This window comes from uncultured Roseobacter sp. (assembly GCF_947499265.1).
GTDB lineage: Bacteria > Pseudomonadota > Alphaproteobacteria > Rhodobacterales > Rhodobacteraceae > Roseobacter.
Genome location: NZ_CANMNK010000006.1, coordinates 1 through 26,272, shown reverse-complemented (window position 1 = coordinate 26,272; position 26,272 = coordinate 1). Strand labels below are relative to the sequence as shown.

Annotated in this window: 28 protein-coding genes and 1 pseudogene; 15 read left to right on the top strand and 14 right to left on the bottom strand. The window is 55.4% G+C overall.

The window, feature by feature from the left end; genetic code table 11:
• Window positions 1–298: 298 nt before the first annotated feature.
• Window positions 299–1,393, top strand: coding sequence for a ribosome small subunit-dependent GTPase A (gene rsgA / locus Q1A63_RS16580; protein WP_298972726.1), 1,095 nt, complete (start codon window positions 299–301; stop codon window positions 1,391–1,393).
• 612 nt (window positions 1,394–2,005) lie between these two features.
• A complete protein-coding gene (locus Q1A63_RS16575) occupies window positions 2,006–2,767 on the top strand; it encodes a phosphoribosylaminoimidazolesuccinocarboxamide synthase (RefSeq protein ID WP_366524376.1) in 762 nt (253 codons plus the stop codon).
• Here the strand turns inward: Q1A63_RS16575 and Q1A63_RS16570 are convergent.
• From Q1A63_RS16570 to Q1A63_RS16560, 3 genes are all read right to left on the bottom strand, one after another.
• Window positions 2,764–3,030: a hypothetical protein gene (locus Q1A63_RS16570; protein WP_298972724.1), complete on the bottom strand. Its 267-nt coding sequence runs from the start codon at window positions 3,028–3,030 to the stop codon at window positions 2,764–2,766. The two genes, Q1A63_RS16575 and Q1A63_RS16570, sit on opposite strands and share 4 nt — an antisense overlap.
• Window positions 3,027–3,605, bottom strand: a complete 579-nt coding sequence (locus tag Q1A63_RS16565) for a hypothetical protein (protein ID WP_298972722.1) — start codon at window positions 3,603–3,605, stop codon at window positions 3,027–3,029. Before Q1A63_RS16565 ends, Q1A63_RS16570 begins: the two co-directional genes overlap by 4 nt.
• Before the next feature lie 75 nt (window positions 3,606–3,680).
• Window positions 3,681–4,916 carry a hypothetical protein gene (locus Q1A63_RS16560; protein WP_298972721.1) on the bottom strand — a complete coding sequence of 412 codons (1,236 nt, stop codon included), beginning with the start codon at window positions 4,914–4,916 and terminating at the stop codon, window positions 3,681–3,683.
• Between the two features lie 145 nt (window positions 4,917–5,061).
• Between Q1A63_RS16560 and Q1A63_RS16555 the strand changes: the two genes are divergently transcribed.
• Together Q1A63_RS16555 and Q1A63_RS16550 are read left to right on the top strand one after the other, a co-directional pair.
• The gene (locus tag Q1A63_RS16555) at window positions 5,062–5,487 is read left to right on the top strand and encodes a hypothetical protein (protein WP_298972720.1); all 426 of its coding nucleotides are present in this window, start codon (window positions 5,062–5,064) and stop codon (window positions 5,485–5,487) included.
• 93 nt (window positions 5,488–5,580) lie between these two features.
• A complete protein-coding gene (locus tag Q1A63_RS16550; protein ID WP_298972718.1) occupies window positions 5,581–6,021 on the top strand; it encodes a hypothetical protein in 441 nt (146 codons plus the stop codon).
• A gap of 92 nt (window positions 6,022–6,113) precedes the next feature.
• Here the strand turns inward: Q1A63_RS16550 and Q1A63_RS16545 are convergent, their stop codons facing one another.
• The 5 genes from Q1A63_RS16545 to Q1A63_RS16525 form a co-directional block, all read right to left on the bottom strand.
• On the bottom strand, window positions 6,114–6,839 hold the full coding sequence (locus Q1A63_RS16545) for a hypothetical protein (protein ID WP_298972715.1): 726 nt from the start codon (window positions 6,837–6,839) through the stop codon (window positions 6,114–6,116).
• Window positions 6,839–8,221, bottom strand: a complete 1,383-nt coding sequence (locus Q1A63_RS16540; RefSeq protein ID WP_299632251.1) for an HlyD family type I secretion periplasmic adaptor subunit — start codon at window positions 8,219–8,221, stop codon at window positions 6,839–6,841. The genes Q1A63_RS16545 and Q1A63_RS16540 overlap by 1 nt, the downstream gene beginning before the upstream one ends.
• Entirely contained in the window at window positions 8,214–10,406 is a 2,193-nt protein-coding gene (locus tag Q1A63_RS16535) for a peptidase domain-containing ABC transporter (protein ID WP_299632250.1), read from the bottom strand. The genes Q1A63_RS16540 and Q1A63_RS16535 overlap by 8 nt, the downstream gene beginning before the upstream one ends.
• A gap of 43 nt (window positions 10,407–10,449) precedes the next feature.
• Window positions 10,450–10,827: a hypothetical protein gene (locus tag Q1A63_RS16530; protein ID WP_299632249.1), complete on the bottom strand. Its 378-nt coding sequence runs from the start codon at window positions 10,825–10,827 to the stop codon at window positions 10,450–10,452.
• A 331-nt stretch (window positions 10,828–11,158) separates the two neighbouring features.
• Window positions 11,159–11,539 (bottom strand): XRE family transcriptional regulator, encoded by a 381-nt coding sequence (locus Q1A63_RS16525; RefSeq protein WP_298972705.1) that lies wholly within the window; start codon window positions 11,537–11,539, stop codon window positions 11,159–11,161.
• A 151-nt stretch (window positions 11,540–11,690) separates the two neighbouring features.
• Between Q1A63_RS16525 and Q1A63_RS16520 the strand changes: the two genes are divergently transcribed.
• From Q1A63_RS16520 to Q1A63_RS16495, 6 genes and pseudogenes are all read left to right on the top strand, one after another.
• A complete protein-coding gene (locus Q1A63_RS16520; protein WP_298973460.1) occupies window positions 11,691–11,840 on the top strand; it encodes a recombinase family protein in 150 nt (49 codons plus the stop codon).
• Between the two features lie 130 nt (window positions 11,841–11,970).
• Window positions 11,971–12,624 (top strand): recombinase family protein, encoded by a 654-nt coding sequence (locus Q1A63_RS16515; protein ID WP_298972703.1) that lies wholly within the window; start codon window positions 11,971–11,973, stop codon window positions 12,622–12,624.
• Entirely contained in the window at window positions 12,624–12,899 is a 276-nt protein-coding gene (locus Q1A63_RS16510; protein ID WP_298972701.1) for a plasmid partitioning protein RepB C-terminal domain-containing protein, read from the top strand. The genes Q1A63_RS16515 and Q1A63_RS16510 overlap by 1 nt, the downstream gene beginning before the upstream one ends.
• A 385-nt stretch (window positions 12,900–13,284) precedes the next feature.
• Complete coding sequence (locus tag Q1A63_RS16505; protein ID WP_298972699.1) at window positions 13,285–14,325, top strand: IS110 family transposase; 1,041 nt, start codon at window positions 13,285–13,287, stop codon at window positions 14,323–14,325.
• Between the two features lie 1,480 nt (window positions 14,326–15,805).
• A pseudogene (locus Q1A63_RS16500) lies at window positions 15,806–16,165 on the top strand (GTP-binding protein); the annotation flags it as partial.
• Between the two features lie 355 nt (window positions 16,166–16,520).
• Window positions 16,521–16,799 (top strand): hypothetical protein, encoded by a 279-nt coding sequence (locus Q1A63_RS16495; RefSeq protein WP_298972696.1) that lies wholly within the window; start codon window positions 16,521–16,523, stop codon window positions 16,797–16,799.
• 141 nt (window positions 16,800–16,940) lie between these two features.
• On the opposite strand, the gene Q1A63_RS16490 is transcribed toward Q1A63_RS16495, so the two are convergent.
• Window positions 16,941–17,129 carry a hypothetical protein gene (locus Q1A63_RS16490; RefSeq protein WP_298972693.1) on the bottom strand — a complete coding sequence of 63 codons (189 nt, stop codon included), beginning with the start codon at window positions 17,127–17,129 and terminating at the stop codon, window positions 16,941–16,943.
• Window positions 17,130–17,291: 162 nt separating this feature from the next.
• Here Q1A63_RS16490 and Q1A63_RS16485 point away from each other — a divergent pair, with 162 nt between their 5' ends.
• The 5 genes from Q1A63_RS16485 to Q1A63_RS16465 all read left to right on the top strand — a co-directional run bounded on the left by Q1A63_RS16485 (window position 17,292) and on the right by Q1A63_RS16465 (window position 22,027).
• Window positions 17,292–18,488: a hypothetical protein gene (locus Q1A63_RS16485; protein ID WP_298972690.1), complete on the top strand. Its 1,197-nt coding sequence runs from the start codon at window positions 17,292–17,294 to the stop codon at window positions 18,486–18,488.
• A 163-nt stretch (window positions 18,489–18,651) separates the two neighbouring features.
• Window positions 18,652–19,527, top strand: a complete 876-nt coding sequence (locus Q1A63_RS16480) for a substrate-binding domain-containing protein (RefSeq protein WP_299632248.1) — start codon at window positions 18,652–18,654, stop codon at window positions 19,525–19,527.
• A 26-nt stretch (window positions 19,528–19,553) separates the two neighbouring features.
• Window positions 19,554–20,360 carry an ABC transporter ATP-binding protein gene (locus Q1A63_RS16475; RefSeq protein WP_298972687.1) on the top strand — a complete coding sequence of 269 codons (807 nt, stop codon included), beginning with the start codon at window positions 19,554–19,556 and terminating at the stop codon, window positions 20,358–20,360.
• Entirely contained in the window at window positions 20,360–21,199 is an 840-nt protein-coding gene (locus Q1A63_RS16470) for an ABC transporter permease subunit (protein ID WP_298972685.1), read from the top strand. Before Q1A63_RS16475 ends, Q1A63_RS16470 begins: the two co-directional genes overlap by 1 nt.
• A 15-nt stretch (window positions 21,200–21,214) precedes the next feature.
• Window positions 21,215–22,027 (top strand): ABC transporter permease subunit, encoded by an 813-nt coding sequence (locus Q1A63_RS16465; protein ID WP_298972683.1) that lies wholly within the window; start codon window positions 21,215–21,217, stop codon window positions 22,025–22,027.
• A gap of 19 nt (window positions 22,028–22,046) precedes the next feature.
• On the opposite strand, the gene Q1A63_RS16460 is transcribed toward Q1A63_RS16465, so the two are convergent.
• From Q1A63_RS16460 to Q1A63_RS16440, 5 genes are all read right to left on the bottom strand, one after another.
• Window positions 22,047–22,565 (bottom strand): MobA/MobL family protein, encoded by a 519-nt coding sequence (locus tag Q1A63_RS16460; protein ID WP_298972681.1) that lies wholly within the window; start codon window positions 22,563–22,565, stop codon window positions 22,047–22,049.
• Between the two features lie 62 nt (window positions 22,566–22,627).
• On the bottom strand, window positions 22,628–22,831 hold the full coding sequence (locus Q1A63_RS16455; RefSeq protein WP_298972679.1) for a hypothetical protein: 204 nt from the start codon (window positions 22,829–22,831) through the stop codon (window positions 22,628–22,630).
• Window positions 22,832–23,012: 181 nt separating this feature from the next.
• On the bottom strand, window positions 23,013–23,849 hold the full coding sequence (locus Q1A63_RS16450; protein WP_298976212.1) for a hypothetical protein: 837 nt from the start codon (window positions 23,847–23,849) through the stop codon (window positions 23,013–23,015).
• A 562-nt stretch (window positions 23,850–24,411) separates the two neighbouring features.
• The gene (locus Q1A63_RS16445; RefSeq protein WP_299632247.1) at window positions 24,412–25,413 is read right to left on the bottom strand and encodes an alpha/beta fold hydrolase; all 1,002 of its coding nucleotides are present in this window, start codon (window positions 25,411–25,413) and stop codon (window positions 24,412–24,414) included.
• A 463-nt stretch (window positions 25,414–25,876) separates the two neighbouring features.
• A partial coding sequence (locus tag Q1A63_RS16440) for a DUF6428 family protein (RefSeq protein ID WP_299632246.1) occupies window positions 25,877–26,272 on the bottom strand: 396 nt, incomplete at its 5' end.

Sequence of the window (26,272 nt, the reverse complement as noted above, 5' to 3'; positions counted from 1 at the left end):
CCGGCCACTGCCTTTTCGTGCCTAGGTTAACCGACTGACTTTTCAATAAAATCCACTACTAACGGACCAGAGGCCTTTCTGGAACTTGAACTTCGGGCCATGCCAAATTAAGTTCCGTTTACTGGAATGGAGATTTTATGTCCCGGTAAAGGGGGGAGGCACAAAGCTTCCCAACGCAGTCTCAAGATTTGAAAGCACCGCCGAACTCTTTCGGCGGTCTCTTGAGGCGCAATCTCAGACACATCTGACCCTTTACGCCTGAGCCTTGCTCAGAGCCGAGACATGAAAGCGTCCCAAAATGACACGTGACTATTCCAAATTCTTTCCTCCGACCCCAAAAAACGGAAAACCGGAGCGGCAACGCTCAATCCTCGAAACCCATGGCTGGCAGCCGTTTTTTGCGCAACAAATCAGCGTTGAAGAGCTGATGGAGACGCCGCCTTCGCGTGTGATTGAAGTTCACCGCAACGGGCTGCACGTGATTGGCGACGCCATTGATGAAACGCTTCCGCCGCGCGCGGATGCGACCGTCGGCGACTGGCTGATGCTGGACCGCAGTCATCCGATCAAAAGCCGCGTGTTGGAACGCAAAAGCCTCTTGAAACGTCGCGCGCCCGGGACCGACCGGCAAGAACAACTGATCGCCGCCAATATCGACACCTGCTTTGTCGTGACGTCCTGCAACCAGGATTTCAACATAGCCCGGCTGGAACGCTACATCGCCTTATGTTTCGAGGCTGAGATTACGCCCGTGATCGTTCTGACGAAGGTCGATCTCGCCACCGATTTTCGGATCTATGTCGATCAGGCACAGGAAATCTCTGACCGTGTGCCCGTTGTCGCCCTTGACGCACGCGGCAGCGAACCCAGAACAGCGCTGGCAGAGTGGTGTGCACCTGGCCAGACAGTTGCGTTTCTCGGATCGTCCGGTGTGGGAAAATCAACGCTGACAAACGCGCTGTCCGGCACAGACGGGATTGAAACGCAGGGCATTCGTGAAGCTGACGCAAAGGGCCGCCACACCACCACGCGGCGACAGTTGCACCTGATACAAGGCGGATGCCTTGTCCTGGACACACCGGGCATGCGCGAGGTGCAGCTGACGGATGCGGCATCCGGCATCGAAGACCTATTCGCGGACATTCATGCGCTGTCGCTCCAATGTCGGTTCAACGACTGCAATCATGAAACCGAACCTGACTGTGCCCTTATCAAAGCGCTTGAGGCGGGACAGATCGATATGGCCAGACTGCAACGATGGCGCAAACTGGTGGCAGAAGAAGCGTTCAATTCTGCCAGCCTGGCCGAAAGGCGCAGCAAGGACAAAGCATTTGGCAAGATGGTGCGCCAAATCACGAAACAGAAATCCAGGAGCAAGCGACCCGGGCATTGAGATGGCAAGCAAGATCGTCCGGCGTTATTTCTTCGCGACATTGCACAAGACTACATTGTCGAAATTTCAGACCATGCAACACAAGCCGGCGTCGTCAGCCTTCCCTGGGCATGACAGCACATAGAATACGCTAGGTCGCGGGCAAGACGTCGACGCAACCGCGGGTCAGGCTAAGACGCCAAACAAGGTGATCCTACGCCTGACCCTTGAGGAACACCATCTGCCCATCGTCCGCGCTGGCAGATCCAGAAAGAGCGCCAAACCGGCGCCAAGTATCGGCTGTGCTGAAGCTGAGGCGATTTTGCGCGCCTATTGGGCGTGGCAGAAGATCGGCACACCAAGGGTGGCGGCCTCGAAAAGCGTGGTATCCGGACATTTCGTCTGATCTGCCCTTTGATGAGCACTTGAGAGAAATCGCACCAGAGGGCAACCACAAACGCCATCAGATCTGCGGGGACATGAATGTGGGCGCTAGAACAGCGCAGGTCGGGTGTCGGCATTGGCTGCATTCCGCCGCAAGGTTTCACATTCGCGACCCCGTGCTTGCTGCGCGAGCGTCTTTCCAACTAAGGCTAAAGCCCGGCAACCGACTATGATGCCACGGAGGGCTAGATCATCGCCGACGATCAGACATTACCCGAAGACATCCGAATTTTTACCACAACACCCGATGGCCCGACGCTTGAAACCTCCGATATGGTCGTCAGCTATCCGGGTCTCGAGCGGCGTGCCCTGCCTGGCAAGGCGCCGCTGGCCAACACGATTTCGGTCCATCTTCATCAGTTTCTGCGCCAGAACGGGATTAGCACGCATTTCGCTGCGCGGTCAGGACCGCAGGCGCAGGCTGTTTTTGAAACGGTCCAACTTCCCTTCGACCTGATGGTGCGCAACCTCGCTACGGGGGATCTGGTCTCGGAGTTCGGGCTTCAGCAGGGACACCAGCTGATCCCGCCGCTGGTTGAATTCTTCGTGCGCCCGGACAGCCTCGATAAACGCCCCACACGCGTGTCTGAAAACCATCTGCTGGCTTTCAATCTCATTGATCCCGAAGACATCGGCGGTGTGGTCGATTTAGCCCTACGGATCAATGATCTGCTCACCGGGGCATTTTTCGGAATTGGTGTCCGGCTGGAAGATATTAGGATGGAATTCGGCGCTCATTTTATCGAAGGCAGCCCGCTGCCGGTCATCATGCTGGTCTCGGAGCTCAGCCCGGATGTCATATGCCTGCAGGATATGGACAGCGGTGATATTCTGGACCACCGCATTGCGTTTGCCGGATCGGGCGACGGACTACGAGGGTACAGCGAGATCATGCGGCGCTTTCATCTGGATTCAGCCAGCGCCGTTCTGGAACGGCAGAAGACACCTTAGTTCCACAGGAGCTTGATCAGTGCATCCAGGCCCATCGCGGCGCCGATAAACACGACAAGATAGGGAGACGTCTCGCCCTTCTGGCGCGGCTGGATGCCAGGATGCTGGCGCCATTCCAGCACGGTCAGAATGGTCGAGACAATCACGATGATCAGCACCAGGATCATGTCCAGGCGCAGACCGGTCAGCCAGATGTTGATGCTCCAGACAATGATCAGAAACACGCCCAGCACAATCCGGAAGGAGGCGCGCGGCATCATCATGAGGTCGTCTCCTGTTCATAGCTGATTACCAACATCATACGGGTCAGAAAGCCCCATCTTTGCTTCCTGAAGGCCCCAAGGAATTTGCGTCTCTTCCGCAGACCTTCTTGCGCAAATTCGACGACCGCATGCGGGATCGGCATGTGGTCGCCATCAATGACAGAGTTCATTCCGATAGACTGGTACATCATCTGGCTCGTCCGGTCTTTGTTCAGAGACCACTGCAGGTCTGGAACTCTGTCCTGACACAGCGAGCCGATCAACGCGGCCGTATCCTTGCACAGCTCAAATGTGAAATCGGTCAGATAGTAGTCCTGATCTTGCGGGTGCTGATAGAGATCGCCGTGCTGCATAATAAAGCATTCAAGGTTTTCCAATTCGTCCGCGTCAAATCGTTCACGGGTGCGAATAACCCCTTCTGTCCCGAGAAAGTGCAGCAGCTTGTTAACCCGTTCGGGCATCTGCGCAACCCAGGTCGCCAGCATTGCATCCGCCGCCTCAGGCCCAAGGGTCCATTGCGTGTAGCCGTCCCAATCGAAGTCGATCAGGTAGTATTCGGGCGCCTCAGCACTCATGCTGCGTCCCTCTCAAAAGAAAGGGGTGCAGAGCTGTCGATGTCGCCGCGCGCCCTGATCCGATCATGAAAGCCGCTAAAATCCAAACAGCCCACCCCCTCCGCTGCGTGATGGCGTGCGGGTTTCCACCGGGGTCGCGATGCCTGTGGGTGCCACAAGTGAGCCACTGCGCAACGGGCTGCGCGATCCTGACCAAACCTCGGCCTGGGCTGCCGGTCGGTTGAACAGATTTCCAACCGAGGATGTCAGGGAGTTCCACCCCGACGAGACCGCCGATGCAGCATCTGCCGTGCGCTGACCGACATAGGAATTGGCAACGTAATCTGCGGCCTGCGTCGCAGTGCGCCCGACGTATCGTGCGCCGGTGTCCACCCCCCTCAGCGTCGCACCGATGACAGGCTCGGCCCGCGCGACCTGGCGGTTGACCCAACGGTCAACAGGCGTGTCTTCGTAAGCGGTGCCCGCAGCCACGGCCGTGCCCGCGCCGACGGCGAACGCCCCGGGGCCGGTGAGCGATGTCGCCCCCGCGCCAGCGATCCCTGCGCCGCCCGCGACTACAACGTTGTCCGCACGTTGCGCCGCGGCAGAGATACCCGCCGTCCAGCGTTCGTGCCAGGGCGCGGAGGCGGGCGTGTTGGTGCCAGCCACAACACCGTGCACCAGCGGATCGGCGACAACCAGTGCCCGGCCCCCCCAGCGCAGCGCCTGATTGCCGACCGCTGACCAGTTCGGGCCATGGTTCACCACGATTGATCCTGCATTCGGGCCCGAGGTCGCCGCGGTCACCGCACGCCCACGACTATCGACAAAGTTGAATCCCTGCTGGGCGACATTGGGTTGCACCACGGTCGTGTTGCCCAATCTGGGGCGTCCAAGCTCAAAAGTGACCGAATTCACCCCGAAATTCTGACCGGTCCTGACCATTGTCGCACCGCCCTGCAAGGAGCTTGCATAGTTGCGCACCTGTGGCGTCATCCGCACATTGGAGACGGCTTTCCGCTCGACCAAGTCAACCGCATTTGGATTGGTTGGTGCTGGCGCAAAGCTGTCGGGGAAAAAACCGGTCGCACCGGTGGCACCGCGCGGCAGGCTGGTACTGTAGGCCGTTGTAAACTTGCGCTGGGAAAACGGTGTGAGGCTGCCTCGGTTCTGAAACGAAGTGCCGTGCCGGTAATTCCGCGTTACAGTCGATGCCCGCCGATTTTGCGCATAGTTCTGCAACCCCTGTGCCGTCATCGTAGCGCCCGTATAGGACGCCAGATGACCTGCGGCACTGGCCGCCTGCACGGTTGGCCCCGGCTGTCCGGTCATATCGTGGCCTATCTCCAGCCCGGCCCTGTTAGCCGCCTGACGCCGCTCCTGATTGGCGGCGTAACGCGCTGCATAGGACTCTGATGCGGCTGCGCGGGACGGATAGCTCGCGCGGCTCCGCGTCGGCTTTGTTTGGAGGGAGGACGTGAAGCGAGAGGCATTGGCACGCGTAACGGACGCCGGGCTGCCGACTGTGTGCGTGGTGGATGGCGTCGTGCTTGAGGCCCTGGGCGTTGTCTGCAGCGAAGACGTGAAGCGCGATGCATTCGCGCGAGTTACGGGGTTGCTGCTGGAGCCGGTCGAGCCGCTGCTGCGCGACGTTGTTGGCGACGTTTCCGCGACCGTTGTGGGGCGAGACGTTGGCGTGGGTGACGATCCGCTGTTGCCCGAAGGTGCCGACGTGGTGCGCATTGAGGAGGTATACCGCGACGCCGTCGACCGCGTCAGGCTCGCCGATGATGAGCGATCGGACTCTTCGCCGGAAGAGAAAGACCGGCTGCGGGACGCGCTGCTGCTTGGTGTGGACGGTGCTGAATATGACCGGGTGGTCGCAGTGGACGACGTGGAATAGGAGCGCGTGGTCGTGGTGGAAGGCGACGGGCTGGTCGACATGGAAGATGTATAGCGGGACGCGGCGGAGCGCGACAGGCTGCTTGGCCGCGATGTGGTCGTTGAAGAGGAGGTTGACGGCGAGGACGACGTATACCGCGATGCCGTCGATCGAGACACGCTGCTGGGGCTGCTGTACGTGCTGCGCGAGGGTGTCGAGGACGTGGTCGTGGACATTGAGGATGTGTACCGCGATGCAGCCGCGCGTGACAGGCTTCCGGTGCTTGGCGAGGTGGTCGACGAGGGGGTAAGCGTTGTCGACGAAGTGAAGCGAGACGCTGAGGCGCGCGACATGCTGCCCGAGGAAGACGAAGAAGAACTTGAGCTTGAGCCGCCGCCACAGAATGCATCGAGGCCTGAGGTGGGATTGCGCGCTGCCAGCGGGCTGCCCACGGTGATCACCGCCAGGTCGATCCCAAGCTCTTCGGCTATCCTGTTGTGCATTTCGGGCGACAAGGAGCCACCACGCACCACGCGTTCGCCAAGTTTGACATGAATTGGAGCCTGCATTGGATCATACACCGTCATCACCTTATCCCTCGCTAAATCGAACCGTTTCCCAATTGGCTTAGCACCGCTGCTCCCGGCTCAGGCTTGCTTTTTGAAGATCGCGCCGATGCGAGCGAAACCTTGCCGATTCAGCAATTTTTCCGCACGGTCTTCGCTTAGCCCGGTGGAAACCGACAGGCAAATTTCCTGCACCCCACAGGTCATCGCCCAGACCTCGAAGCCCTTGATCAACTTGCGTGTGATACGCAGGCTGCGGTCCTCGGGGGCGACATAGAGCAGATCATCGTTGGCGATGCACGCCTCCGAGAAGAAGTAGGGGCTCACATGGCCAAACAGGGCTCCCTGCAGACGGCCAGCCTCTTTATGCACGAAAATCCGGTGGGTCGCGGGGGTGTCAAGATACATGATAATATGCGCGCGCATGATCTCCTCTGAAAAGGGGATCTTGCGGTAGTCGGTCTCCGCATGCATCGCTTTGCAGAGCGCCAGCAACGCCTTTGTATCACTCGGGTCAGCCAGGCCAATACCTTCGGTAAATCCTGATGTGCCAAGGTCGATCTCGCCCCCCCACCCTACGATCGGCCCGGCATCTTCGCCCATTTCTGCTGCCAATGCGGCCTGTGTCTCCTCGGATAATGCGTCTGTCGGCACCACCAGATCACCCTGCTTTGCATTGGCAATGTAGGCGTCCTGCGCATGATCGGGCCCATGCTTGCCCAAAAGGTTTGCCTCACGCGCCGCAATTGCGTCCTGCACATCGGGACGCGCGCCTTGGGTGATCAGGTTGGGCCGCATGCGCCGCATCAGTTCGGCTCCTTTAGGCTTTCATCCAGCGCCCGGTGAAACGGATCTGTCAGATAGGACAGCACCGTGCGCTCCCCGATCCGGATTTCAGCTGTTGTCGTGATGCCCGGCACCAGCCGAAAGCCCTCCGGCAGGTTGCGCAGCCGGTTGTCGGTGATCGCCACCCGGACCCGGTAATAGACCTCTGTTCGGCCGTTCATCTCTCGCTGAAACGCGTCCGGGCTGATTGAAATCAGCTCTCCTTGCATCGTCCCGTGGCGCTGGAATGGGAAGGGATCGAGCTTGGCGCGCACCGCCTGCCCCAGATGCACCCATCCGATGTCCTCCGCGCTGAGTTCCAACTCGATATCCAACCCCTCGTCCGTCGGCACCAGTGTGAACAGAACTTCCGCCGTCTCAACGATAGAGCCCACGGATTTCTGCGTCACATCCATGATGACCCCATCGGTTTCGGCGTAGAACGCATCGAACTCCGCCACACGGTTGGCTTTCTGGATCTCGAAACGCAGTTGCTCTAGCTCGTTTTTCACCTCAAGTCGCCGATCCTCGACCTGCGTGGCCCGGGACGACAGATATTGAAGCCGTTCGTTTTCGACGACGCGCTGCTGGCGCCTGTACCCTTCCGCTTCTTCGATTTTTTCACGCCGTTGTGCCTTGAGTTTCTCAACCTCGGTTTCCGCTTCCTGTTGCGTAATCATTGATCCTGCATTGCGCTGCACAAGCCGGATTGCTGTTTGCAGTTTGCTGTCCGCCAGAGCAAGCGATGCCACGATTTGCGCTTCTTGCGCCGCGGCGACAGCGGCTTGCGATTCAAGCGTTTTGAGACGCGCCTCGAACCCCTCAAGTGCTGCTGCTTTCTCCAACTCGCGCCGCTGAAACAAGGCCACCTGCTGAATGACTGCGTCTCTCTCAGCCGCCCGTGGGGCAAAGTCGACCCCGGCGCTTTCCGCGTCCAGCCGGGACAATTCAGCGCTGAGCAGCGCTGCCTTGGCCAGTAACTGCCCCTGATCTGCCTCGGTCAGGGTGGGATCCAGGGAGGCGATGATATCCCCTTCTTGCACCACATCCCCGGCACGCACATCAAGGGTCCGGATCACCGAAGGACGGTAAGGTTGTTTCACGATGGTACGCGACTGGCTCACGAGCTTGCCGCGCGCGGTGACGGTGCGATCAATCTTCGCCCACCAGGCCCAGACAATGGCAGTCGCGATGATCAGCAAGATCGCATAGAGCGCCACACGCGCCGCGGCCGGCACCCGGCGCAACTCCACTTCCACTGCATCGGGCTGAAAGTCGAGCGCGCGACGATCCACCTTCTCCTTTGGGCGGCCTTGATGCTGCGCCAGGTCTGCCGTCCTGCGGTATCCAAAGCGGTCACGCATCGACATCCCCCATCGCATTGCGCACCTGGATGTCCCACATGCGTTGAAAGGTTGGCGAACGATCGGGGCCATTCTTTTCAAGCAATGCGTCACGGGGCGCGAAGGCTTCGATCCGCCCCTTGTTCATGACCATGATGCGCCCGGCCATGTGCAGCGTCGACAGCCGATGCGCGATGATCAGCATGGTTCGCCCATCTGCGATCTTGCCAAGGTTTCGCTGGATAATCGTCTCGGACTCCACATCCAACGCGGAGGTGGCCTCGTCAAAGATCAACAGACGTGGATCACGCAGCAAGGCCCGCGCGATCGCAAGGCGCTGACGCTGGCCGCCGGAGAGGTTGGTGGCATTTTCCTCCAGCATCGTGTCATAGCCCGATGGCAGCTCTTCGATGAAACCTGCCGCCCCGGCCAGTCGAGCGGCACGTTTAACGTCCTCCAAGGACGCAGAGGCCACGGTCAACGCGATGTTTTCCCGGACGGTGCCGCGAAAGAGAAAGTTCTCCTGCAATACGATCCCGACGGATTGGCGCAGGTGGGCCAGATCAATCTCGCGGATATCGGTCCCGTTCATTACGATGCGTCCGTCGTTCGCGGTGTAAAGCCCCTGCACCAGCCGCGCCAGCGTCGACTTGCCAGAGCCACTTTCCCCAACGATCCCAATGACCTCGCCCTCACGGATGTCAAAGCTGATGTCGTCCAGCGCGGGTTTTTCGACGCCATCGTAAAAGAAACGTACATCCTCAAATGCAATCTCGCCGGTGATCTGCGGCGTGGCCGCCTGCGACTGGCTGCCGGTTTCAGTGCGCGCATTCATGATTGTGCCAAGCATTTTAATGGCCAAACGCGCTTTCTGGTACTCGTGGATCATGCGCACGATCTTGATCAGCGGCTGGCTGACATAGCCCGACAACATGTTGAACGCGATCAGTTTGCCCACGGTCAATTCTCCCTGAAAAACCATATGCGCGCCGAGAAACAACACCGTAACCGCCATCAACTGTTCGAGGGTCTCCACGATGCTTTCCGCAATCGTGCCCAATTTGTTAACCCGGAAATGCGTGCGCACCGATTGGGCGGAGCTGGTGTCCCAGACCCGGTTGCGGCGCGGCTCCAGTGCCAGGCTTTTGATGGTTGAGACACCGTGGATTGTCTCCACCAGCAGCGCCTGACGCTCACCTTCCGCCGCGTAGAGCCGGGTTAGCGCGCTATAAAGCGGCCGCAGCATCCCCGCGATGACAAGTGCGATCAGAATAGAGAACGCCAGCACGACAAAGCCAAGCTGCCAGGAGTAGAGAAAAAGCAACGGTAGAAAGACCAGCAAGGCTGTGGAATCCAGCAATGTTTCCAGTACGTTGCCGGTTAGAAACTGGCGGATTTCATCGGTTTGCTGCATGTGTTTGGTCAGTACACCGGCGGTTGCACGGTGAAAGAACGATAATGGCAGCCGCACCAGATGGCCGAAGGTGCGCGTCGCCGTCCGCATGTCGATGCGCGAGGTGGCAAAAGCCAGCAGGTAGTCGCGCAGGAAGTTGAAAACACCTTGAAACAACAGAATGATCACGACGACGACGGCCAATACATTGAGCGTCTGAAAACTCTCGTGAACCAGCACCTTGTCCACCGTGATTTGGAAAAACAGGGGCACCGCGAGGGCCGTGACATGGATCATCAGGGCGATCACGATGATCTCGGCGAAAATCCGTTTCTGCCGACCCGCTTCACGCACGAACCACCCAAGATTAAATGTCCCGCTGTCGTCGTCATCCTGATGCGCTGGCCGAAAGAGATATACCGTGCCGGTCCAGCCCGTTTTAAGGTCTTCCAACACAACCGGTTCGTGCAGATACTGGTTTGTCGCGGCATCCTTTCGCACAATGAGCAAGATTTCCTGCCCGGTGTCAGGGTCCCGTTCAAAGCCTGACGCGAGAAACGTCTCACCTGAATTCAACACCAGAAGCGCGGGGTAAGCATGCCCCAGAGCACGCAATTTTTGCCAGGACAACCGCTTGGCCGCGACCTCAAGCTTAAGATCCTGGGCAATCCGCAAAAAGCGCATCTCGCTCAATACGGCTTCGGAAATGGAGTAGTCATGTATCAGCCGCTGACGATCAACCTGCACACCGTGATACCGGGCGATTTCGACCAAATGATCCAGGGCTCGCAGGTCGATATCAGAGCTCGCCATAATTGCTGAAATCCCAAACACGCCACTAATGTGAGTGGTCGGATCAAGTGTAACGCTTGCCCCGCATCGGGCAACTGATCGGCCCGGCGATCCGCCAAAACACGCCGATTACTCTCCAGGTGCAGCGGGAAAACGGTGAGCTGCCGGTCGCTGCGACTGGCCACACCGCGGCGCCCTGAAAAATAAACTTTTGTAACCGAACAGCAAACTCCTGAAATCGCAGAAAAGTCTTGAGCAGCAAATGCAGGTGCGCCGTCAGCGCGGCGAGACTGCTCAGCGTTCGGCCTGCAGCACTAATTAGCGGCTGGACGATGATCGCGGACAGGGCAATCGAAACGGATGCCCCGAGAAACGGCACGATGCCGAAGAGCGGTGTGACCACAGGCGAATGCGGCCTAATCCCGGCGTAGACCTTGGTCAATTTCGCACGCTTCACTCCACGGCAAGCATACGCGGATCAAGCCCATATTCAGGCCAATGTGATGTGTTGAGCGGGTATTGCCAGGTTTTGTAAAATGGCAGGGGGAGAGCGCGAACTAAGATCCAATATGGTGGGAAAAACGTTCCTATTACATATTTCTCCTTGGTTTCAAATGCTTGAATAACTGTGGAGCGACACATAGTTTTTCCATTTTCAGGATACCGGGCCATTGATCTCAAAAGCGAAATTCTCAGGCCGACGCAGCAACTTTACCTTTCGCAACTCATAAGTTTTCCACGCCGCACGACCCGCCAGATGTCAATGTAAGCTCTTAGCCCGCCGTTTGATCGTCCTCAGCGGCGCAGATCGTCTCAATGGTTGTAAGCACGCCTTCCAGTTCTTCTCTAATTCGCTTGAGGCGCTCAGTCGTCATCGCTTCGTTTCGCCCAGCCAGTTCCAGCACAACAGCAAGCACGGTGTCTGAATGCCTCATCAGTTCGATCAGATGTCCGGCTGTTGCTCCGTAGGAACCGGATATCCAGTTCTTTGCTGTCCGTTCGCTCACGCCGGTCCACCGCATGGTTGCTTTTGCTGCCTGACCAGCACCACCGAGTTCTTGAGACAGCGCAGCAGCGATGGCCTGTCGATACTCTGACGCAGGAACACGCCCCCCACATTCTCGATGAAACGAGTTGCCCTTTTTATGCAACATGTTTCCGCCTCTCTCTCGTTAAGATTGAGAAAGGAATCGCAAAGATCCCGTACAGGTTTGCGAATTTGGATGATGGAGGGCCGCAGCTTTGAGTTGGCCAGATAACAATTGTGAAAAAGACAATCGCCGCAAAGCTGCACAGTATGTCCGCATGTCGATAAAGCATCAGCGTTGCTCGACCGAAAATCAGGCGGATGCGATCCGGCGTTATGCGGATGAGCGCGGCTATCAGATTATCAAGACATACTCAGATGCTGGGAGAAAGCGGACTACCTATTCAAGGCCGCGTCGGTCTGTCTGACCCAATTGATCGAAAATGTCGAGGTTGGCCAAACTGAGTTTAAAACTGTGCTGGTTTACGACATCAGTCGCTGGGGCGTTTCCAAGACACGGATGAAAACGCCTACTACGAATACATATGCAAACGGGCGATGGCTGGAGAATACAGCCGAGAGCTGTCCCAGAAGGTGTTCGCGGGCCAATGCCGACTGATTGAACTGGGCTACCGCCAAAATGGTGCGCTCGGGTTTGGTCTGAGACGGATGTTGATTGATGAGGCAGGCAACACGAAAGGCATTCTAGCGCGCGGCGAGCACAAAAGCATTCAAACAGATCGCGTGACGCTTGTGCCAGGACCTGATGAAGAGACCGCCGTTGTGCGTCAAATACTGACCAACGAAAAGTACATCGGCAACAACGTCTGGAACCGAAACTCGTTCAAACTGAAGAAACGCCATGTCCGCAATGATCCCAGCACTTGGGTCCGCGCGGTTGGCGCCTTTGAAGCCATCGTCAGTACAGACCTATTTGAGGCTGCGGGCGCGATTATCGGCGCACGGTCTCAACGGATGTCTGACGAAGAAATGCTTGAAGGTCTGAAAGAAGCGCTGGAGCAACACGGATTTCTCTCCGGCTTTGTGATTAACGAAGCCTCTGGCCTGCCGTCGAGTGGCGCGTATCGAAGCCGGTTTGGCAGCCTGCTGCGAGCCTACAGTCTTGTTGGTTTCAAACCGGACCGGGATTATCGCTACATTGAAATCAACAAACGCCTGCGTGGTGTTCAGGCAGCGAAGACTGTCTTGTGATGAGCCTTGTGGAAAACCTGGCGCGCCGTCACCACCACTCGCTTGATTTACTGAGAGACATTCGGCGGCTCAAAGAAGAGGGTTACTCGGACCGGTCGATCGCGGCCAAAACACAGCTTTCCACCAAATACGTTCGCGGCGTCATCAAGCTTCTGAAAAGCCATGAACACTGCCTCTTGCGCGCGGTCGAAAGTGGAAAGATCCCGGTCAGTGTTGCGGTCGATATCGCCGATGCGGATGACGTCGGTGTGCAGAAGGTTCTCAGGCAAGCTTAAGGTTGAGTTAGTCTTCCTCGCCAGGACCCTCGTATTGGGTCCACCGCTGAACTCTGGATCAACTCAGCAACTCGCTGACGGCTCCAAATCAGTTGGACAAAGGCGGCCCTCAGCGGACTTTGACCATACTATGCCGTGCTGCACCGCAGCTTTCCATAAGCGGTCATTGAGGAGTGGTAGCCATCCAACCGTATCCAGGAGCAAAACCCTGCTAAAAAGCGCAGATGTATTGCCGTGGGGTTTTGTCACGGCTAAGCGATTGATCTTTGGCCAGGCAATATATGCAGTCAAAAACGACATGGTGTGATTGCGGCGATCGCTCTCCGAAGGCGAACGAGGTCCGGTATGTTGGCCTCATGGATAAATGCCGTGAGGAGAACGACCTATGGAATATTATGCCGGTTTGGACGTTTCGCTGAAAGAGATTTCGATCTGTGTCGTGGCTGGGGATGGCAAGACGATCGCGCGGGGGGTCTCTCCTGCCGATCCCGAAGGCGTCGCAGGCTGGTTCCGCAACCGTGATCTAAGGCCTCGCCGGATCGTGCACGATAGCGGGATGCTCTCGATCTGGCTGCAACGCGGAATGACGCGGCTGGGTTTGCCCGCCACCTGCATCGATGCGCGCAAGGCGCACAAGAGCCTCTCGGCGCGGTTGAACGAATCCGACGTTGCGGACGCGGAAGGACTGGCGCAGTTCGCCCGGACCGGCTGGTTCACTCCGGTGCACATCCGGAGCGAAGACGCAGATCGGTTGCGCAGCCTGATTGGTGCGCGGGAAAGGTTGATCCGACTTCGAAAAGACCTCGAAGGGCACATCCGCGGCGTTCTGAAGACTTTCGGAATCCGCATGACCGGCATGGGCCAGGGACGCCAGCGCCAGGCGTTTCGCGATCAGCTGGCCAAGGCAGGCGAGACCGATCCGGTTCTGCGTGCGATTGCGGATGGCTTCATCGCCGCCCATGCCGCGCTATGCCAGGCAGCGGATGACCTCGACAAGGCCGTGAAAGGGAGGGCCAAAGCACATCCCGTCGCGCGCCGTCTGATGACGATCCCTGGCGTCGGGCCGGTCAACGCGCTCAGCTTTATCGCCCTGGTCGATGATCCGGGCCGATTTAGCCGGACCTCAGACGTAGGGGCTTTCCTCGGCTTGACACCAAAGAGGCATCAGTCCGGCGAAGTGGATTGGTCTGGGCGAGTGTCGAAATGCGGTGACGGCGCGATGCGCGGTCTGCTGTTCGAGGCGGCATCCTGCCTGATCCGCCAGGTCAAACGCTTCTCGCCCCTGAAGAGCTGGGCCGTGCTACTGGCCGGGCGGCGCGGATTCCGCAAGGCGGCCGTTGCGACCGCACGGAAGATCGCCGTGCTCATGCTGACGCTCTGTAAGAGCGAAACCGACTACGAATGGACGAAGGAGGCCACCAGCTGATCTGAGTTCCCGCCCCGAAGGCGGGGAGCGAAGTTCCGACGGGACGGAGGAAGATCGATCTCGCAAAAACGGTTGGGACGCAGGCCTACCTACTCACCCCGCAAACGACATTGGAGACGGTCAACCACCGAACACCGTCATGAGGCGCAAGTCCTGCGACCTCGGAGAGAACCATGACCCCGAACGGACACATCGCTCACCCGCTTGACAAGGCCGCAATCAGAGAACCGTTCTTGCCCGTAAGCTTCTTATCTCGAAACTGTACATTCTCAGCATAGCATAGTGGACACTTTGGCCATGCTTGACTTTATGGTCTTTGTGTACATAATGACCCTTAAGTGCGCCCTGATTCCTCGGGGTGCTTCCCAATAGTCACTTTTGAAGGAGTAAAGAGATGGCAGGTCAGAATACGCCGAGAAGCTACCGTGAGTTGGATACCTCAGATGTAGACGACAAACTAACAAAACTTGTCAGCTCCAAGCGACATCAGGCTGAGCGCGCCATACAAGACGCCTACCTAGGGCACGAGCGTACGGCTTTAGTTTGTGACGAATCTACAGGCCTCGTTCGCAGCGCAACCCGTCGTGGCTTCAAAGTAAAGTTCATTCTGAATCAGACGACCTTCAAAGTGACCAAGATTACTGAAAACCCTAACGACCCGTCTGACTATGACTCAGACGGTTTTTTTGTTCATAGAAAAGATGGCCGGGTTTTGAGCTTCCCCCTTCACAGGGAAGCAATGAGCAACCCAATGTGCTCCTTAGCGAGCTTAGTAAAAGACAAGTCATACGTTTCTGAGACGCGTAGCGCCCTCATAAGACCTGGCGCTCGGATAGTTCTTTCCTTGTTATTCTCGATACTAAGTGCCGCCATGAGCAACGCCGTGCTTCTCGCATACTATCGCGCTCAACGAGATGGCGATGAAAATGAATGTGAAACACTAGAATATAGAATGAAACTGAACGCTCTTTATGCAAAAGAACTTGCTACTTTATGTGAATGGCACGCGAGAGAAATAGATCGATATCTGCGTGTGTCTGCACAGCGAGATCGTAGTTTTGCGCAACTCTGCAATGATCAGAAGGGGCTTAATGTGCGTTTGCTAAATGGGTTACTCTGCAGACGTCACGATGTACGCTTCAGGAATTTGCGTAGTGAAGAGTTCAAAACAAAGCGCTTCTTCCTCGAAGAAGGCCGAGCTTTGCTCTTTGGTGGACCCGGCTCTGGAAAGACCTCTGGGACTGGGTGGCTGTGCTATTCCATTCAGCCTACACGGCACAAACTGCTGTACCTTGATCCAAAGGGAGAGCTTGCACTCAACAAGTCTACTGGAAACGCCCAACTAAGTTTCAAGATAGCTCCAGTTAGCCGCAAAAACTGTGCTCTCGGGCGACGGCCATCTAAAGCTGAGCGAGCGGCTCCTACACCTCAGGAACTAAATCGCCTTTTGAATGAGTGCTACAACGAACAGGATGACGTCATGGCAAAGGAAAAGTTTGAACGCACGAAGCCGCACGTGAATATTGGCACGATTAGTCACGTGGACCACGGCAAGACGACGCTGACGGCGGCGATTACGAAGTATTTCGGCGACTTCAAGGCGTATGATCAGATTGACGGGGCGCCTGAGGCGAAGGCCCGCGGGATCACGATCTCGACGGCGCATGTGGAGTATGAGACAGACAACCGTCACTACGCGCATGTCGACTGCTCCGGCCACGCGGATTACGTGAAGAACATGATCACGGTTGCCACGCAGATGGACGGTGCGATCCTCGTGGTAAACGCCGCCGACGGCCCGATGCTGCAGACGCATGAGCACACTCTTTTGTGTCAGCGTACTTCAGTCACAAATAGAAGCAGCGGGGAACTCGACGCTTGCTCCAGCAGCAAACATATAGCTTCAAGAACGCCTTCGCTACGGAAGGTGTGCGATGCAAACCAAACACCGGTATTTTCTCAACCGCAAACACGCGGGACAGGAAATGACTCAAACGACGCCTTTTGGAACAACAGCAACGGGAAAAGGAAAAGTAGAAAATGTGCAAACGTATATAATGCAGACCTGATCCATAAGAACCGTGAATTGGATGAATTTGCGAGTGGGGGTGAATGGGCGCTAAGTCAGTTCTCAACTGCACTCAATAAGACCTCAGCAATGAACCAACTTCACTAAACAAAAAAAGGAGATCGATATGACCACTACTGTTTCAGTGGCAGATTTGCGCAAGGGACTTGGCCCAGTACTCGAAGAGGCCCATCATAGCCTTCCAGTCATGATTTCTAAGCGCGACAAGAACTATGCGTCTGTTGTTTCACATGAGGAGGGCGAGTTGATTACCGAGATGCACGAAGTTGCAAAGGAGCTCGGGGTTGATGTGAGCGTGCTTCGTTCAACCTTTCGGGAAATGCTGAGTGATCCCGATCAACTCAGGAAAAAAGTAAGGCCCACACCAGACGATAAGGCCGCTTAGTGATATTTTTTGCAGCCTCGAAAGGGGGGCTATGGCCCCCCTTTTACTCCTCCTTAAGCAACAGCTCATTTACTCGCTCGGAGCACCCATCACAAAGTCTAGCATTCATATCTGATGCGCGGCTCTCTCACGACGGAAAAACTAGCGAAAACCACCTTCAATCGATCTTTGCTCTAAGCTGTCCGAGTACTCAAGCTTGCTTAGCTCAGTGCGCAACCGGTCCAGCCCCAGCCACATCTCATATGCAAGCTCCCGAGATTGCGCTGCTTTGTACTGCTTCTCTTTGAGGCGTATCGCTTCCTGCAGACGTGATACATCATCATTGATCATCTCAAACTCCTTTCTAGCAACTTGATTTTAGATCAAACTACGCAAGCCACAGAGAGTCTTTGTATTGACTATCTCCAGCTATTTTAGCTGGTATTCTCCAGCTAAAATAGCTCGCTACCTATCGTTTTATTGATGTAACCTTTAGGACAAATGGAGAAAATTATGATCTACGCACTCACGCTTCGGACGGAGCAAATAGCAGCCCTAAACAAGATTGTTACTGAGATTTCCACGATAGACGCCCGTATAAATGGCGGTAGAGCCAAGCGCGGTGGGTCACCTTTGATGCGCAAGCTACGCCGAGAGATACGCCTCTTCGCTCTTGAACGCGGCGCAGAACATCTCCGCGAAAGTTCAAAACTGGCTGAAGTGTTTGGTCCTGCGGGTAACCTTCCAAAGGCACATACAGAAATGTCGGCCTTACTGGCGGACTTCTTTGTGTTCAGGTTCCGCAAGAAATTTACCGTTTGGCCCAGCTACAAAGACATCCAAGGATATAGCAAGGCCGACGCTGAGAACCTGGACCAAAAGGTCCGAGCCTTTCATAGCCAGATCAAGAAAAGCGTCAGCGTTATGAAGAACCCGTTTAGTCGGCTTGCTTTAGAACTTCCCGAAACCAACAACAACGAAGAAATCCCGTCAGGTTACTACGGAGATTTTATTGGATATCGCAGGAGCTCCAATGAGGCTGATGTAATTCGCTTCATTTTTTCTATTCGCCCAAAAGGTGGAGAGGATAGTCGTTTTGTAACTTACGAGAACCAATACATTAGAGGAAAGAAACCCGTCACAGTTTTAGGGGGGGGCGTTTTTGCCGACGGAGCGCTTTACCTATTTGGACATGCGAACGACTGGAACGGCAGTAACGGCTACCGTGTGCAGGCCCTTCAGAAATTGAACGACAGCTCGGAGGTTCTCCTAGGTCCGGTGCTATCCAAGGACGAGCACGGACCTATTTCCGCCCGTATCGTATTGATACCATACAAAAACCATACTTGGACAAAGCGTCAACGCAGTATGAGAAAAGAACGTAGGCTAGCAGATTTGATAGCCAAGCCAACTAACTCGACCATCCGGCAGTATATCTCTGATATAAAGGAAAACACACGAAAGTGCTTTGGCGAGTTGGGTGAAGATGGCTTATTTTACTATATTTCCAACCTCACAGATACCGTTGTAAAAACAAATCCTGGAAATAAAAATAGCGCTATAACGAGTGAAGTTATCAAACGAAAACGACTACACGATCTCATCTGTGAACGCCTCGATGCTCGTGAAGAAATCGAGCTCGGCGATTATCGTAGGGCGTTGGAACACCAGTTGGCAAAAGACTGGCAAGTAGACGAGCATCCTGGCTGAACGGCTTAACCTGAGCACTTCTTGCCAGATCTATATAGTACTATAAATGTACATAACGGCCATAAAGGTTGACTCGAATCGCTCTCACCGATATCTCTTAAATGTACTTAATAGCTATTTTAGCTATTATAGTGATTACAGGATATATAAAAAGGAGGTGACGATGCTTGGGGTCAACACTTCTCACATGCCGCATTCTATCGGCGACAACGAAACCCCCGACATGACACGTCGATCGCTTATGCAGGCTGCACTCGCAACTACGTTCTTTGCTGGATTACCGGCTTGCAGTGGACGTGAAAAACTCAACATATCCACTGCGACAACTGCCGCACCGTTGTTCATGGCTTTGGCACCTGCTTTCGAGCAAGCGAACCCAGGCGTAAGCGTGACAATTGTTGCAGGCGGCTCTGCCGTTGCCATTCTTGATGTTGCATCCGGTCATGCGCACGCCGGGGCGGCGGCCAGAGAGCCAACCGAGAACGAGCTGCGTCGTGTATTGTTCATCCCTATGGCAATTGATCAGATTGCAATTGTGGCCCATGAAACCTTCGCCCGTGAGAATGTCACCACTAATGAGCTGAGAGCGCTGAGCAGTGGTCTCAGAGTTGAAGGCTTCGAAGACGTGACCTTCATCGGGAAAGCAGCCGCCCATGGCACCTATCAATCCTTCCAGGACGGTATTGGGATGTCAGGCGAGCCTCTCAGCTCGGACGCTGTGGGCGGTTCCAATGGGGAAGTCCTGAATCTTATCAGTGCGACCCGTGGTATCGGCTATGTTTCTGTTGCCGATGCAGAACGGGCTATTGCTTCAGGCGAGCCGCTCAAGATCTTGGCTGTCGATGATTTGAGCACCGGCACCTCCTCGGAGCGTAATGCGGACTATCCGTTGACACGGACCCTCTTCTGCTTGTTGCCGCGTCAAGGTCTGGAGATGGCTCCGTCTACAACACCTCTCGCGCGCGACTTTCTGAACCTCCTTCAATCCCCGGAAGGTCATCAAGCGATTAGGGAGGCAGGCTTCACGCCTGCTTCGTAAAGCGCGGGTCGAAAGGGAGCGCGGTCATGCAATACGTGTATATGAGTAACTTCTCTGTCCGGGCGGGTGAAAGCACCATACTGAGCCGGGTCCAGCTTCGCGTCGACAAACCAGGTTTGATCGTGATCCTAGGCGACTCCGGGTCGGGCAAAAGTTCACTTGCTAAGGCTCTCACCGGGCAGCTTCGGCCGGGCCAAGGCAGCACTGGGCTCAAGTTCAAAGGCTTGCTTTCCGTACTGGGCCGACCGATTGATGAGTGGGGACTGCCGGAACTTGGCTCTGAAGTTGGTTTGGTATTTCAGGACCCGATCATGTTTCCTGGGACGCCTTGGGAGAACCTAGTCGAGATCCCTAAACTCGCTCTCCGCAAACCCGACCCAGTGTTGGACAACGACGAATTACAAGCATTGCTAAAGAAATACGGTCTCGGACAGATCGATTTGGGCATGAACGCTACAGACTTGTCCGGAGGGCAGCGACAGCGCTTAGCCATCCTGAGAGCCGTCATCATGAGACCGAAAATGCTGGTTCTAGACGAGGTTACGTCTGGCCTCGATGACCCAGTGAGCTTGGATATCGTTCGCATGATCCATGCGGAAGCCGCCGAAAAACCTGTCATCTTAATCACGCATGACACTCGGCTGGTTGCTTGGGCTAGTCGTGTTATCGTCATGAACAAGGGGCGTGTGGAGTTCGACGGACCAGCACACGAAGCACGTGCGTCATCTGCTCCGTTTACTGTACAGCGTCTGCTGAATGCAGGAGACGAATTAGCGAATCCTCGACTGAATAAGGTCGGGCAAGCTCCCAATCGGATTCAGAGGGTCGTTTGATGCCTGCTCTTAAGCCAAGCTGGCGAATGGTCCTTATCTTTGGCGTGGGGCTGATCCCCCCCATCACAGTGATTGCACTAGTACTGCTCTTGGCAATCAGGGCCGTGCCCGCATTTCAAACCGTTGAAATTGGTATGATGCTGTCGGCCAGTTGGGCACCCGAAACGGGCGCGTTTGGCGTATTGCCGTTACTGGTTGGCACCGTATTTTGCGCCTTCTTGTCAACGATTGCCTGCGTCCTGGTAGGTGTCCCAGCAGCCGTGAGTTTGGCGTTTTTCGCCAGCACATCTGAAAGGCGAGTGTCTATACTCGTTCTGACAGTACTTGCGTCACTACCGTCGGTACTCGTAGGTCTTTTCTGCCTCGAGCTCGTTGCCCGGTACATTGGATTGTCAGTTGCAAGTGGCGTGATCGCGCTCTTCCTCATGACCTGGCCATCTTTCACACTGGTTCTCTATGCGCGGCTCCGACAGCAAGGTGGTCAAATCGTGGATGCCGCTAGGGCTTTGGGAATCCCTGAGCGTAAAGCGGTGTACCGTCTCGTATTCCAAAAAATTCGTGGCGACTTGACGCTTGCGGCAACGTTCACGCTCGGCAAGGGCGCGGGGGAAGCGATGGCCGTCTCCTTCGTGATTGGAAACGTTCCGCATGCCGGCTTTCTCCCTGCCCTATTTGAGGGCGCACACACGCTTACGACAATGGTTTTGAAGAACCATGGGGCCGCATCTGGGGAGCATCTTGGAATGGTGTATGTAGCCATTCTCATCCTGGGGGCGCTCATCGTGTTCATAAATGTACTCGGGGCATTTCTCGCGTCCAAACTGATGAAAAACCGCTAGATTGGAGCTCTGGATATGATGCGCATCCTTGAAAAAAGTTCCGTTCTTTTGCCTGTCGTTGTGATTTTGGCTTTACTCTCTATGCTCGGCCATGGGGCCTACAACCACCTCGCAGACTCTGATCCCTTAGGTTTATCCTACCGAGGTAGCGTATTGGAAACGACTTTGAACACATTGGTCATTGTCGGGAGTGCCACCACGATAAGCGCACCGATTGCACTGCTGTCCTCGATCCTTTTTTTGGAAACCTCAACATCAAGTTCTGATAGCGGACGTAGTTTTGCGCGGATCATGCGCCGAATAATGGAAGTCGGGGCAAGTCTTCCGCGTCTGGTTTGGGGCGTCGCGGGCGCCGTTCTCTTTGGCAGTCTTTTTGGCCTTGGAGTTAGTGCGGCTACTGGAATTGCCGCCCTAGCCTGCATGATGGTTCCGATCATGTTCAACAGCTTTGTTGACGGCTTACTGAGCGCTGATCGGATGTATCGGCCACAACTTTCTGCGCTCGGTATTGACGCGAACCATGCTGTGCGCTCTGTGCAGTTCCGTGCTGCCATGCCCGCACTCGTCGCATCTACGATAATGGCTGTAGGGCGAGGTCTTGGAGATGCAGCCGTCCTGCTTCTGACTTCTGGGGTCAGCTTCGTCATTCTTAGTGGGTTGAATGAATCCGCTAGTCCGCTGGCGGTTCAGATTTACGTGCTTACTATGGACATTGGCGGTGGAAGGGGCGAGGCGATGCTGGCGGCGGTAATTCTCTTGGCACTAACTTCCATAGTGCAGGGCCTAGTGCTCTTCATTCAGCCAATCGACCGGCACGACCGCTCATAAGACTTAGGCGAGTCAACAACTAGAGATCATGCGTAGGCCCCCGGTCGATGTCCCGATCCTTCTCCACCTCCTGGTCCTTTTCTTGTTCGCGCTCGTCCTCTACCTCCAGCTTTTCACGCGGCTTGTTCAGAACGTCCCTCAGTCGCTCATTCACAGACGGTTGATCGCCTTCGCGGAGCGGCGCGTGGATTGCAACATCGACGGCTACGCCATAGCGGCTGACCAGCTCCTGGGCGAAGTCGCGGGTGATCTGCCACCGATCCTCGGCGCTGATCTCGGGCGGCAGCGCCAGTTCCCACTCACGGGCGGTGACGGAGTTGCGGCGGGTCTCGCTGGCCTCAACCTCGTTCCAGAGACGAGAGCGATCCGTGGCCCAGTCCGGGGCGTCCTTCGGTGCCAGGATGAAGGACACCTCGATCCCCTGTTTGCGGGTGCAACCTTGGACGCGGCCTTCACGCTGGCACTCGATGCGCTCCCCGACACGGTAGGCAGCGGCTGCCGTGGCAGAGCGCCCGGCGCTACGTTTTATCGTCTTCACGAAGAGATGGTAGCTGAAGGGCCAGTACTGACAAACTCGGACTTGGAGGCGACCTTTGGCTCCTATTCTTTTCTCGACTTCAGATGCTCAATCAAGTCAGCGGCGTCACGCATTATCGCAGCCAGCAAAGCGTATTGCACCAAATTCACCGGCATACCGCGCAGCTCAGACACTACGTGATCAGCCCACTCAGGGTCAGAAACCTTTGACCTATTTTCGCTAATGATATCCCCAACCAAAGCGCGCACATTGTCTCTGTCTGTCATATCGCCCTCCTAATATTTTATCTTCCGATGTCAGCAACGCGGGACGAAGCGCGCTTTTGCTGCGTTTGCGCCAATGTCGGCTTTTATAAAAGTCGGAATAATGCCGCTCTGGGGTTTTGACTCAATCAACGAAACCTCCACTCGGGCGGTGCACGCCAAACCAAAAACAAACGCTCGCCAATCAAAGGACTATGGCAACAAATGCGCCAAACAAAAAAGCTGGTATCGTCGACAAATACCCAATGAAAAAAAATGGCCGCTTTTTGTAGTTCTGAAATTTAAAGAACCGCTTCGCAACCTGTAAGATCAACAGCCCAAGCGCAACAAAAAGAAACCAGAATGTTGTGCTAAACGTTGATAGCAGTAGCTCCGGACCCGCATCCGCGTCAGTCAACAAGATGATTCCTAGCACCTCCTCGAACCCCCATACGGTTCTCGCTCCAAATGCTGTAATGATGCTGTTGAAGCTAACGAGGTATATTAGGAAGCTTGTGACGACATCGACCACTAGCAATCCCAGCAGACTTATGACGCCTTGAATCCTGGATACGAGTACACGCGTCACAATGATTGAAAGAAAGTCTCCGATGTAGTTCACTGCCAAAATTGGCACTAAAACCCAGTATTGTGCATCTGAGTTGAAGCTCAAAATATCCCTGATTATGTATAGTAGTGTCTCGCTTTCATTTACGTTGTCGGTCTTGTGCCAGTAGGCAGCAACGAAAATGCTGATCAACACCAGCCAAGCTGTTGTATACAGCGTTGATGAAACGATGAAGCGAAGCGTTAAAGGGTGCTTCCCAAAAATCACATCGAATCCTGAAGTGACAATTTCTCGTATGTCTAAGATGGTCGAATATGCAACGAATCTTTCAATTCGTTCGATTAAACGTCCTTTTATCTCGTCGTTAGCTTCCTTTTCAGCCCAGGCTGCAATGGATAGTAAGAAACCTCCACACATCAACCCCAAAGCAAGCGGAGACGCACTTGAAACGGTTTCGACAATGTATTCAATCATAGCAGATCAAGCGAGCACCAAGAACGCTGGCTCGTCAATCCCCTTCTCGCACACTTCGAACGCGTCAAGCCAAGATGTGTGCAGGTCGCTGCTTCGAATTTCCAAAGGGAGTTCTAGCGAGCAAGTTCAGTGGCATCTATTGAAGAGCGGACCTTCGTGCAGCGTGCAGCATTGCGCACTATGGGCTCGCTGCCGACTTCGGGGCGGGCGCTGCATCGGTTCGAAACCATCCTTTACGACCCGATACGGACGGCCCAAACCGGACATCCGTCATGGCCTCGCCATGCTGCGGCGCGGCCCGTCATTGCGGACTTTCGCTGCAACCGCAAAATCAGTTGATGGGCGAACTCACGATTTGCGGGACTTAGTTGCCGTTTCCAATTCGCGGATGAATGACTGCTTCATAAAGAACAAGGTATTCAACCATCGGTATTCATAACGTTGAATAAGCGGTCTTTTTGGTAGGTAGCGTAGATGCATCCAGCGAATGCTTAGAGCCCGGTCACCTTCTGATGTGTCCAATGGGTGCGTGAAATCGCATCATCCGTAACGTGAATTGATCCTATCTCACTACACGATCAAAGGCTGTCGCAATCATCTCGATCAGTTGTGCATGTATCGCGTCCCGCGAGTACCCGTTCCCATCTGCACAGATCGGCTCTTCAATGCCTTCCTCTCGGGCGATCTCCTCAGCCCCCGGTTTGCAATTTGCGAACATGGAAAAGTGACTGGCATCTTCGATCACCTCGTAGGTGGCGTTGGGAATAGCTTCCGCGATGTTCGCCGCTTGCGCGGTCAAAGGAATTTCACCTTCTGCGCCGAAGTTTATCAGCGTGACTGGGATCGAAATTCCCGCAAATGACTCGACCAAAAAAACGTCGGCGGGGACTGGATCTATCGCCATGACAAAACTCATCCGGTTGTCTCGATTGTCCCTACTGGCGGCCTCCTTGTCCATCTCGCGCAGATCGACGCCACTTAGGCGCACCCAATCGCACAGCGATGCGTTAAGATCATTCGTGTCGCAATAGCTTGCCAGAAGCTCGTAATCGAGGCGAGCGCCCGCGATAGAAAGGGCGGTATTGCCGCCCATCGACAGCCCCACAACGCCGATTCTGTCGGCTTCAATATGGGCTTGGAAAGCCTGGCTTTTTTCGATGGCGTTAAGTGTCTCCGATAAGTCGGGCGGTCTCAGCCAAAGCTTCATTGTCTCTGCCGCAGAACGGTCCGGGCCGGTATTGCCAGGGTGCGTAGGAGCAGCCACGATAAAGCCTTGTTTGGCGAGCGCCGTAGCAAGCCAACTCATCGCCTCCGCACGTCCAGCCAGACCCGCACCATGCGAAAGGAGGATGACGGGGAACCGCCCAGTTGAGACTGGCGCATCTCGCACTGCTTCGGTTCCCTCGAAGAAAACACTGTCGCCAAGGAGGACAGTCTCGCCCCCCGAAGATGCCGGATACCAGATGGTCACATCAATATGAGTTCCGCGTTCTGGCGCGGGAATTGCGATCTGCTGCACCCCTGCGTTATGCTCACCCGCAGTCGCCCGAAGCGTCGTCGTCATTGAAACGAACGCAGCCCAAAAGGCCAACAATGCAACTGTGGTAATTCTCATTGGCTTCCTCATTTCACTTGAACCGTTCCGCACAGGGTTGGTTGCACATCATGGCGTTGCATGACAGATGCGGGGCCTCGACCGCCTTTTGCAGCACAGCGGATCTTCTAGGCTGTTCAACAGAGCTCTTTTGCCATGCAAGCGCAAGCCACCTCGCGTAGCGCAGCCACAAATGCACTTCGAACCCAAACCGGCTGATGAGGTTCGTAGCCTTGCTTTTGATAGCGGCCCTTCGCTGCATTGCAGGATTCAAATGGAAACGGGCTCTTCAAGATGCTTCGCCGCTCGATGAATGAACGAAGGCTGACCGGCGAGCTCTCGTTGGCTTCGACATCATCGAGTAGGAAAGACGCGGGACAAAGCGTTCGTCGTCAAATTTCCAAAGAATGTCAGCTTTGCCGAATTTACGTTGCTATGCGCAGCAAGAACTGACACCTTCCGGCACCTTGGATGTAGAGCAACAAGAGGATGGTTTCGCTGATACTTCTTCGCTGCCAAAACACTGACCTGATCCACTGACTTCTCGCCAAGCTTTTTCAGCCGGTTTGCAGACGGCGCGCGTATTGCCAAGCCCAATCACGACGCGATCACCGCGATGCTTAGGATTTTCCAGCGACATGAGGCACAGGTCTGTGTTGTCGTTTCCAAACTCGACTCTCAATGAGACGTGCTTCAATTCTGGCATGGCAGACAAGCTCTTGGAGACGATGCTGCGGAACTTGCCAACGCTTATGTGCTTCGCGCCTCGCCCGTCAAGAAGCTGCAATTTCGCCTCCTGCCAAGACTCAATGTTACCGCCACAATCGAT

Coding starts and splice junctions, on each gene's coding strand:
- rsgA (WP_298972726.1), top strand. CDS start 299: ATGACACGTGACTATTCCAAATTCTTTCCTCCGACCCCAAAAAACGGA.
- Q1A63_RS16570 (WP_298972724.1), bottom strand. CDS start 3,030: ATGATGATGCCGCGCGCCTCCTTCCGGATTGTGCTGGGCGTGTTTCTG.
- Q1A63_RS16565 (WP_298972722.1), bottom strand. CDS start 3,605: ATGAGTGCTGAGGCGCCCGAATACTACCTGATCGACTTCGATTGGGAC.
- Q1A63_RS16560 (WP_298972721.1), bottom strand. CDS start 4,916: ATGACCGGACAGCCGGGGCCAACCGTGCAGGCGGCCAGTGCCGCAGGT.
- Q1A63_RS16545 (WP_298972715.1), bottom strand. CDS start 6,839: ATGCGGCGCATGCGGCCCAACCTGATCACCCAAGGCGCGCGTCCCGAT.
- Q1A63_RS16540 (WP_299632251.1), bottom strand. CDS start 8,221: ATGCGTGACCGCTTTGGATACCGCAGGACGGCAGACCTGGCGCAGCAT.
- Q1A63_RS16535 (WP_299632250.1), bottom strand. CDS start 10,406: ATGGCGAGCTCTGATATCGACCTGCGAGCCCTGGATCATTTGGTCGAA.
- Q1A63_RS16525 (WP_298972705.1), bottom strand. CDS start 11,539: ATGTTGCATAAAAAGGGCAACTCGTTTCATCGAGAATGTGGGGGGCGT.
- Q1A63_RS16520 (WP_298973460.1), top strand. CDS start 11,691: ATGTCGATAAAGCATCAGCGTTGCTCGACCGAAAATCAGGCGGATGCG.
- Q1A63_RS16515 (WP_298972703.1), top strand. CDS start 11,971: ATGGCTGGAGAATACAGCCGAGAGCTGTCCCAGAAGGTGTTCGCGGGC.
- Q1A63_RS16510 (WP_298972701.1), top strand. CDS start 12,624: ATGAGCCTTGTGGAAAACCTGGCGCGCCGTCACCACCACTCGCTTGAT.
- Q1A63_RS16505 (WP_298972699.1), top strand. CDS start 13,285: ATGGAATATTATGCCGGTTTGGACGTTTCGCTGAAAGAGATTTCGATC.
- Q1A63_RS16495 (WP_298972696.1), top strand. CDS start 16,521: ATGACCACTACTGTTTCAGTGGCAGATTTGCGCAAGGGACTTGGCCCA.
- Q1A63_RS16490 (WP_298972693.1), bottom strand. CDS start 17,129: ATGATCAATGATGATGTATCACGTCTGCAGGAAGCGATACGCCTCAAA.
- Q1A63_RS16485 (WP_298972690.1), top strand. CDS start 17,292: ATGATCTACGCACTCACGCTTCGGACGGAGCAAATAGCAGCCCTAAAC.
- Q1A63_RS16480 (WP_299632248.1), top strand. CDS start 18,652: ATGCTTGGGGTCAACACTTCTCACATGCCGCATTCTATCGGCGACAAC.
- Q1A63_RS16475 (WP_298972687.1), top strand. CDS start 19,554: ATGCAATACGTGTATATGAGTAACTTCTCTGTCCGGGCGGGTGAAAGC.
- Q1A63_RS16470 (WP_298972685.1), top strand. CDS start 20,360: ATGCCTGCTCTTAAGCCAAGCTGGCGAATGGTCCTTATCTTTGGCGTG.
- Q1A63_RS16465 (WP_298972683.1), top strand. CDS start 21,215: ATGATGCGCATCCTTGAAAAAAGTTCCGTTCTTTTGCCTGTCGTTGTG.
- Q1A63_RS16455 (WP_298972679.1), bottom strand. CDS start 22,831: ATGACAGACAGAGACAATGTGCGCGCTTTGGTTGGGGATATCATTAGC.
- Q1A63_RS16450 (WP_298976212.1), bottom strand. CDS start 23,849: ATGATTGAATACATTGTCGAAACCGTTTCAAGTGCGTCTCCGCTTGCT.
- Q1A63_RS16445 (WP_299632247.1), bottom strand. CDS start 25,413: ATGACGACGACGCTTCGGGCGACTGCGGGTGAGCATAACGCAGGGGTG.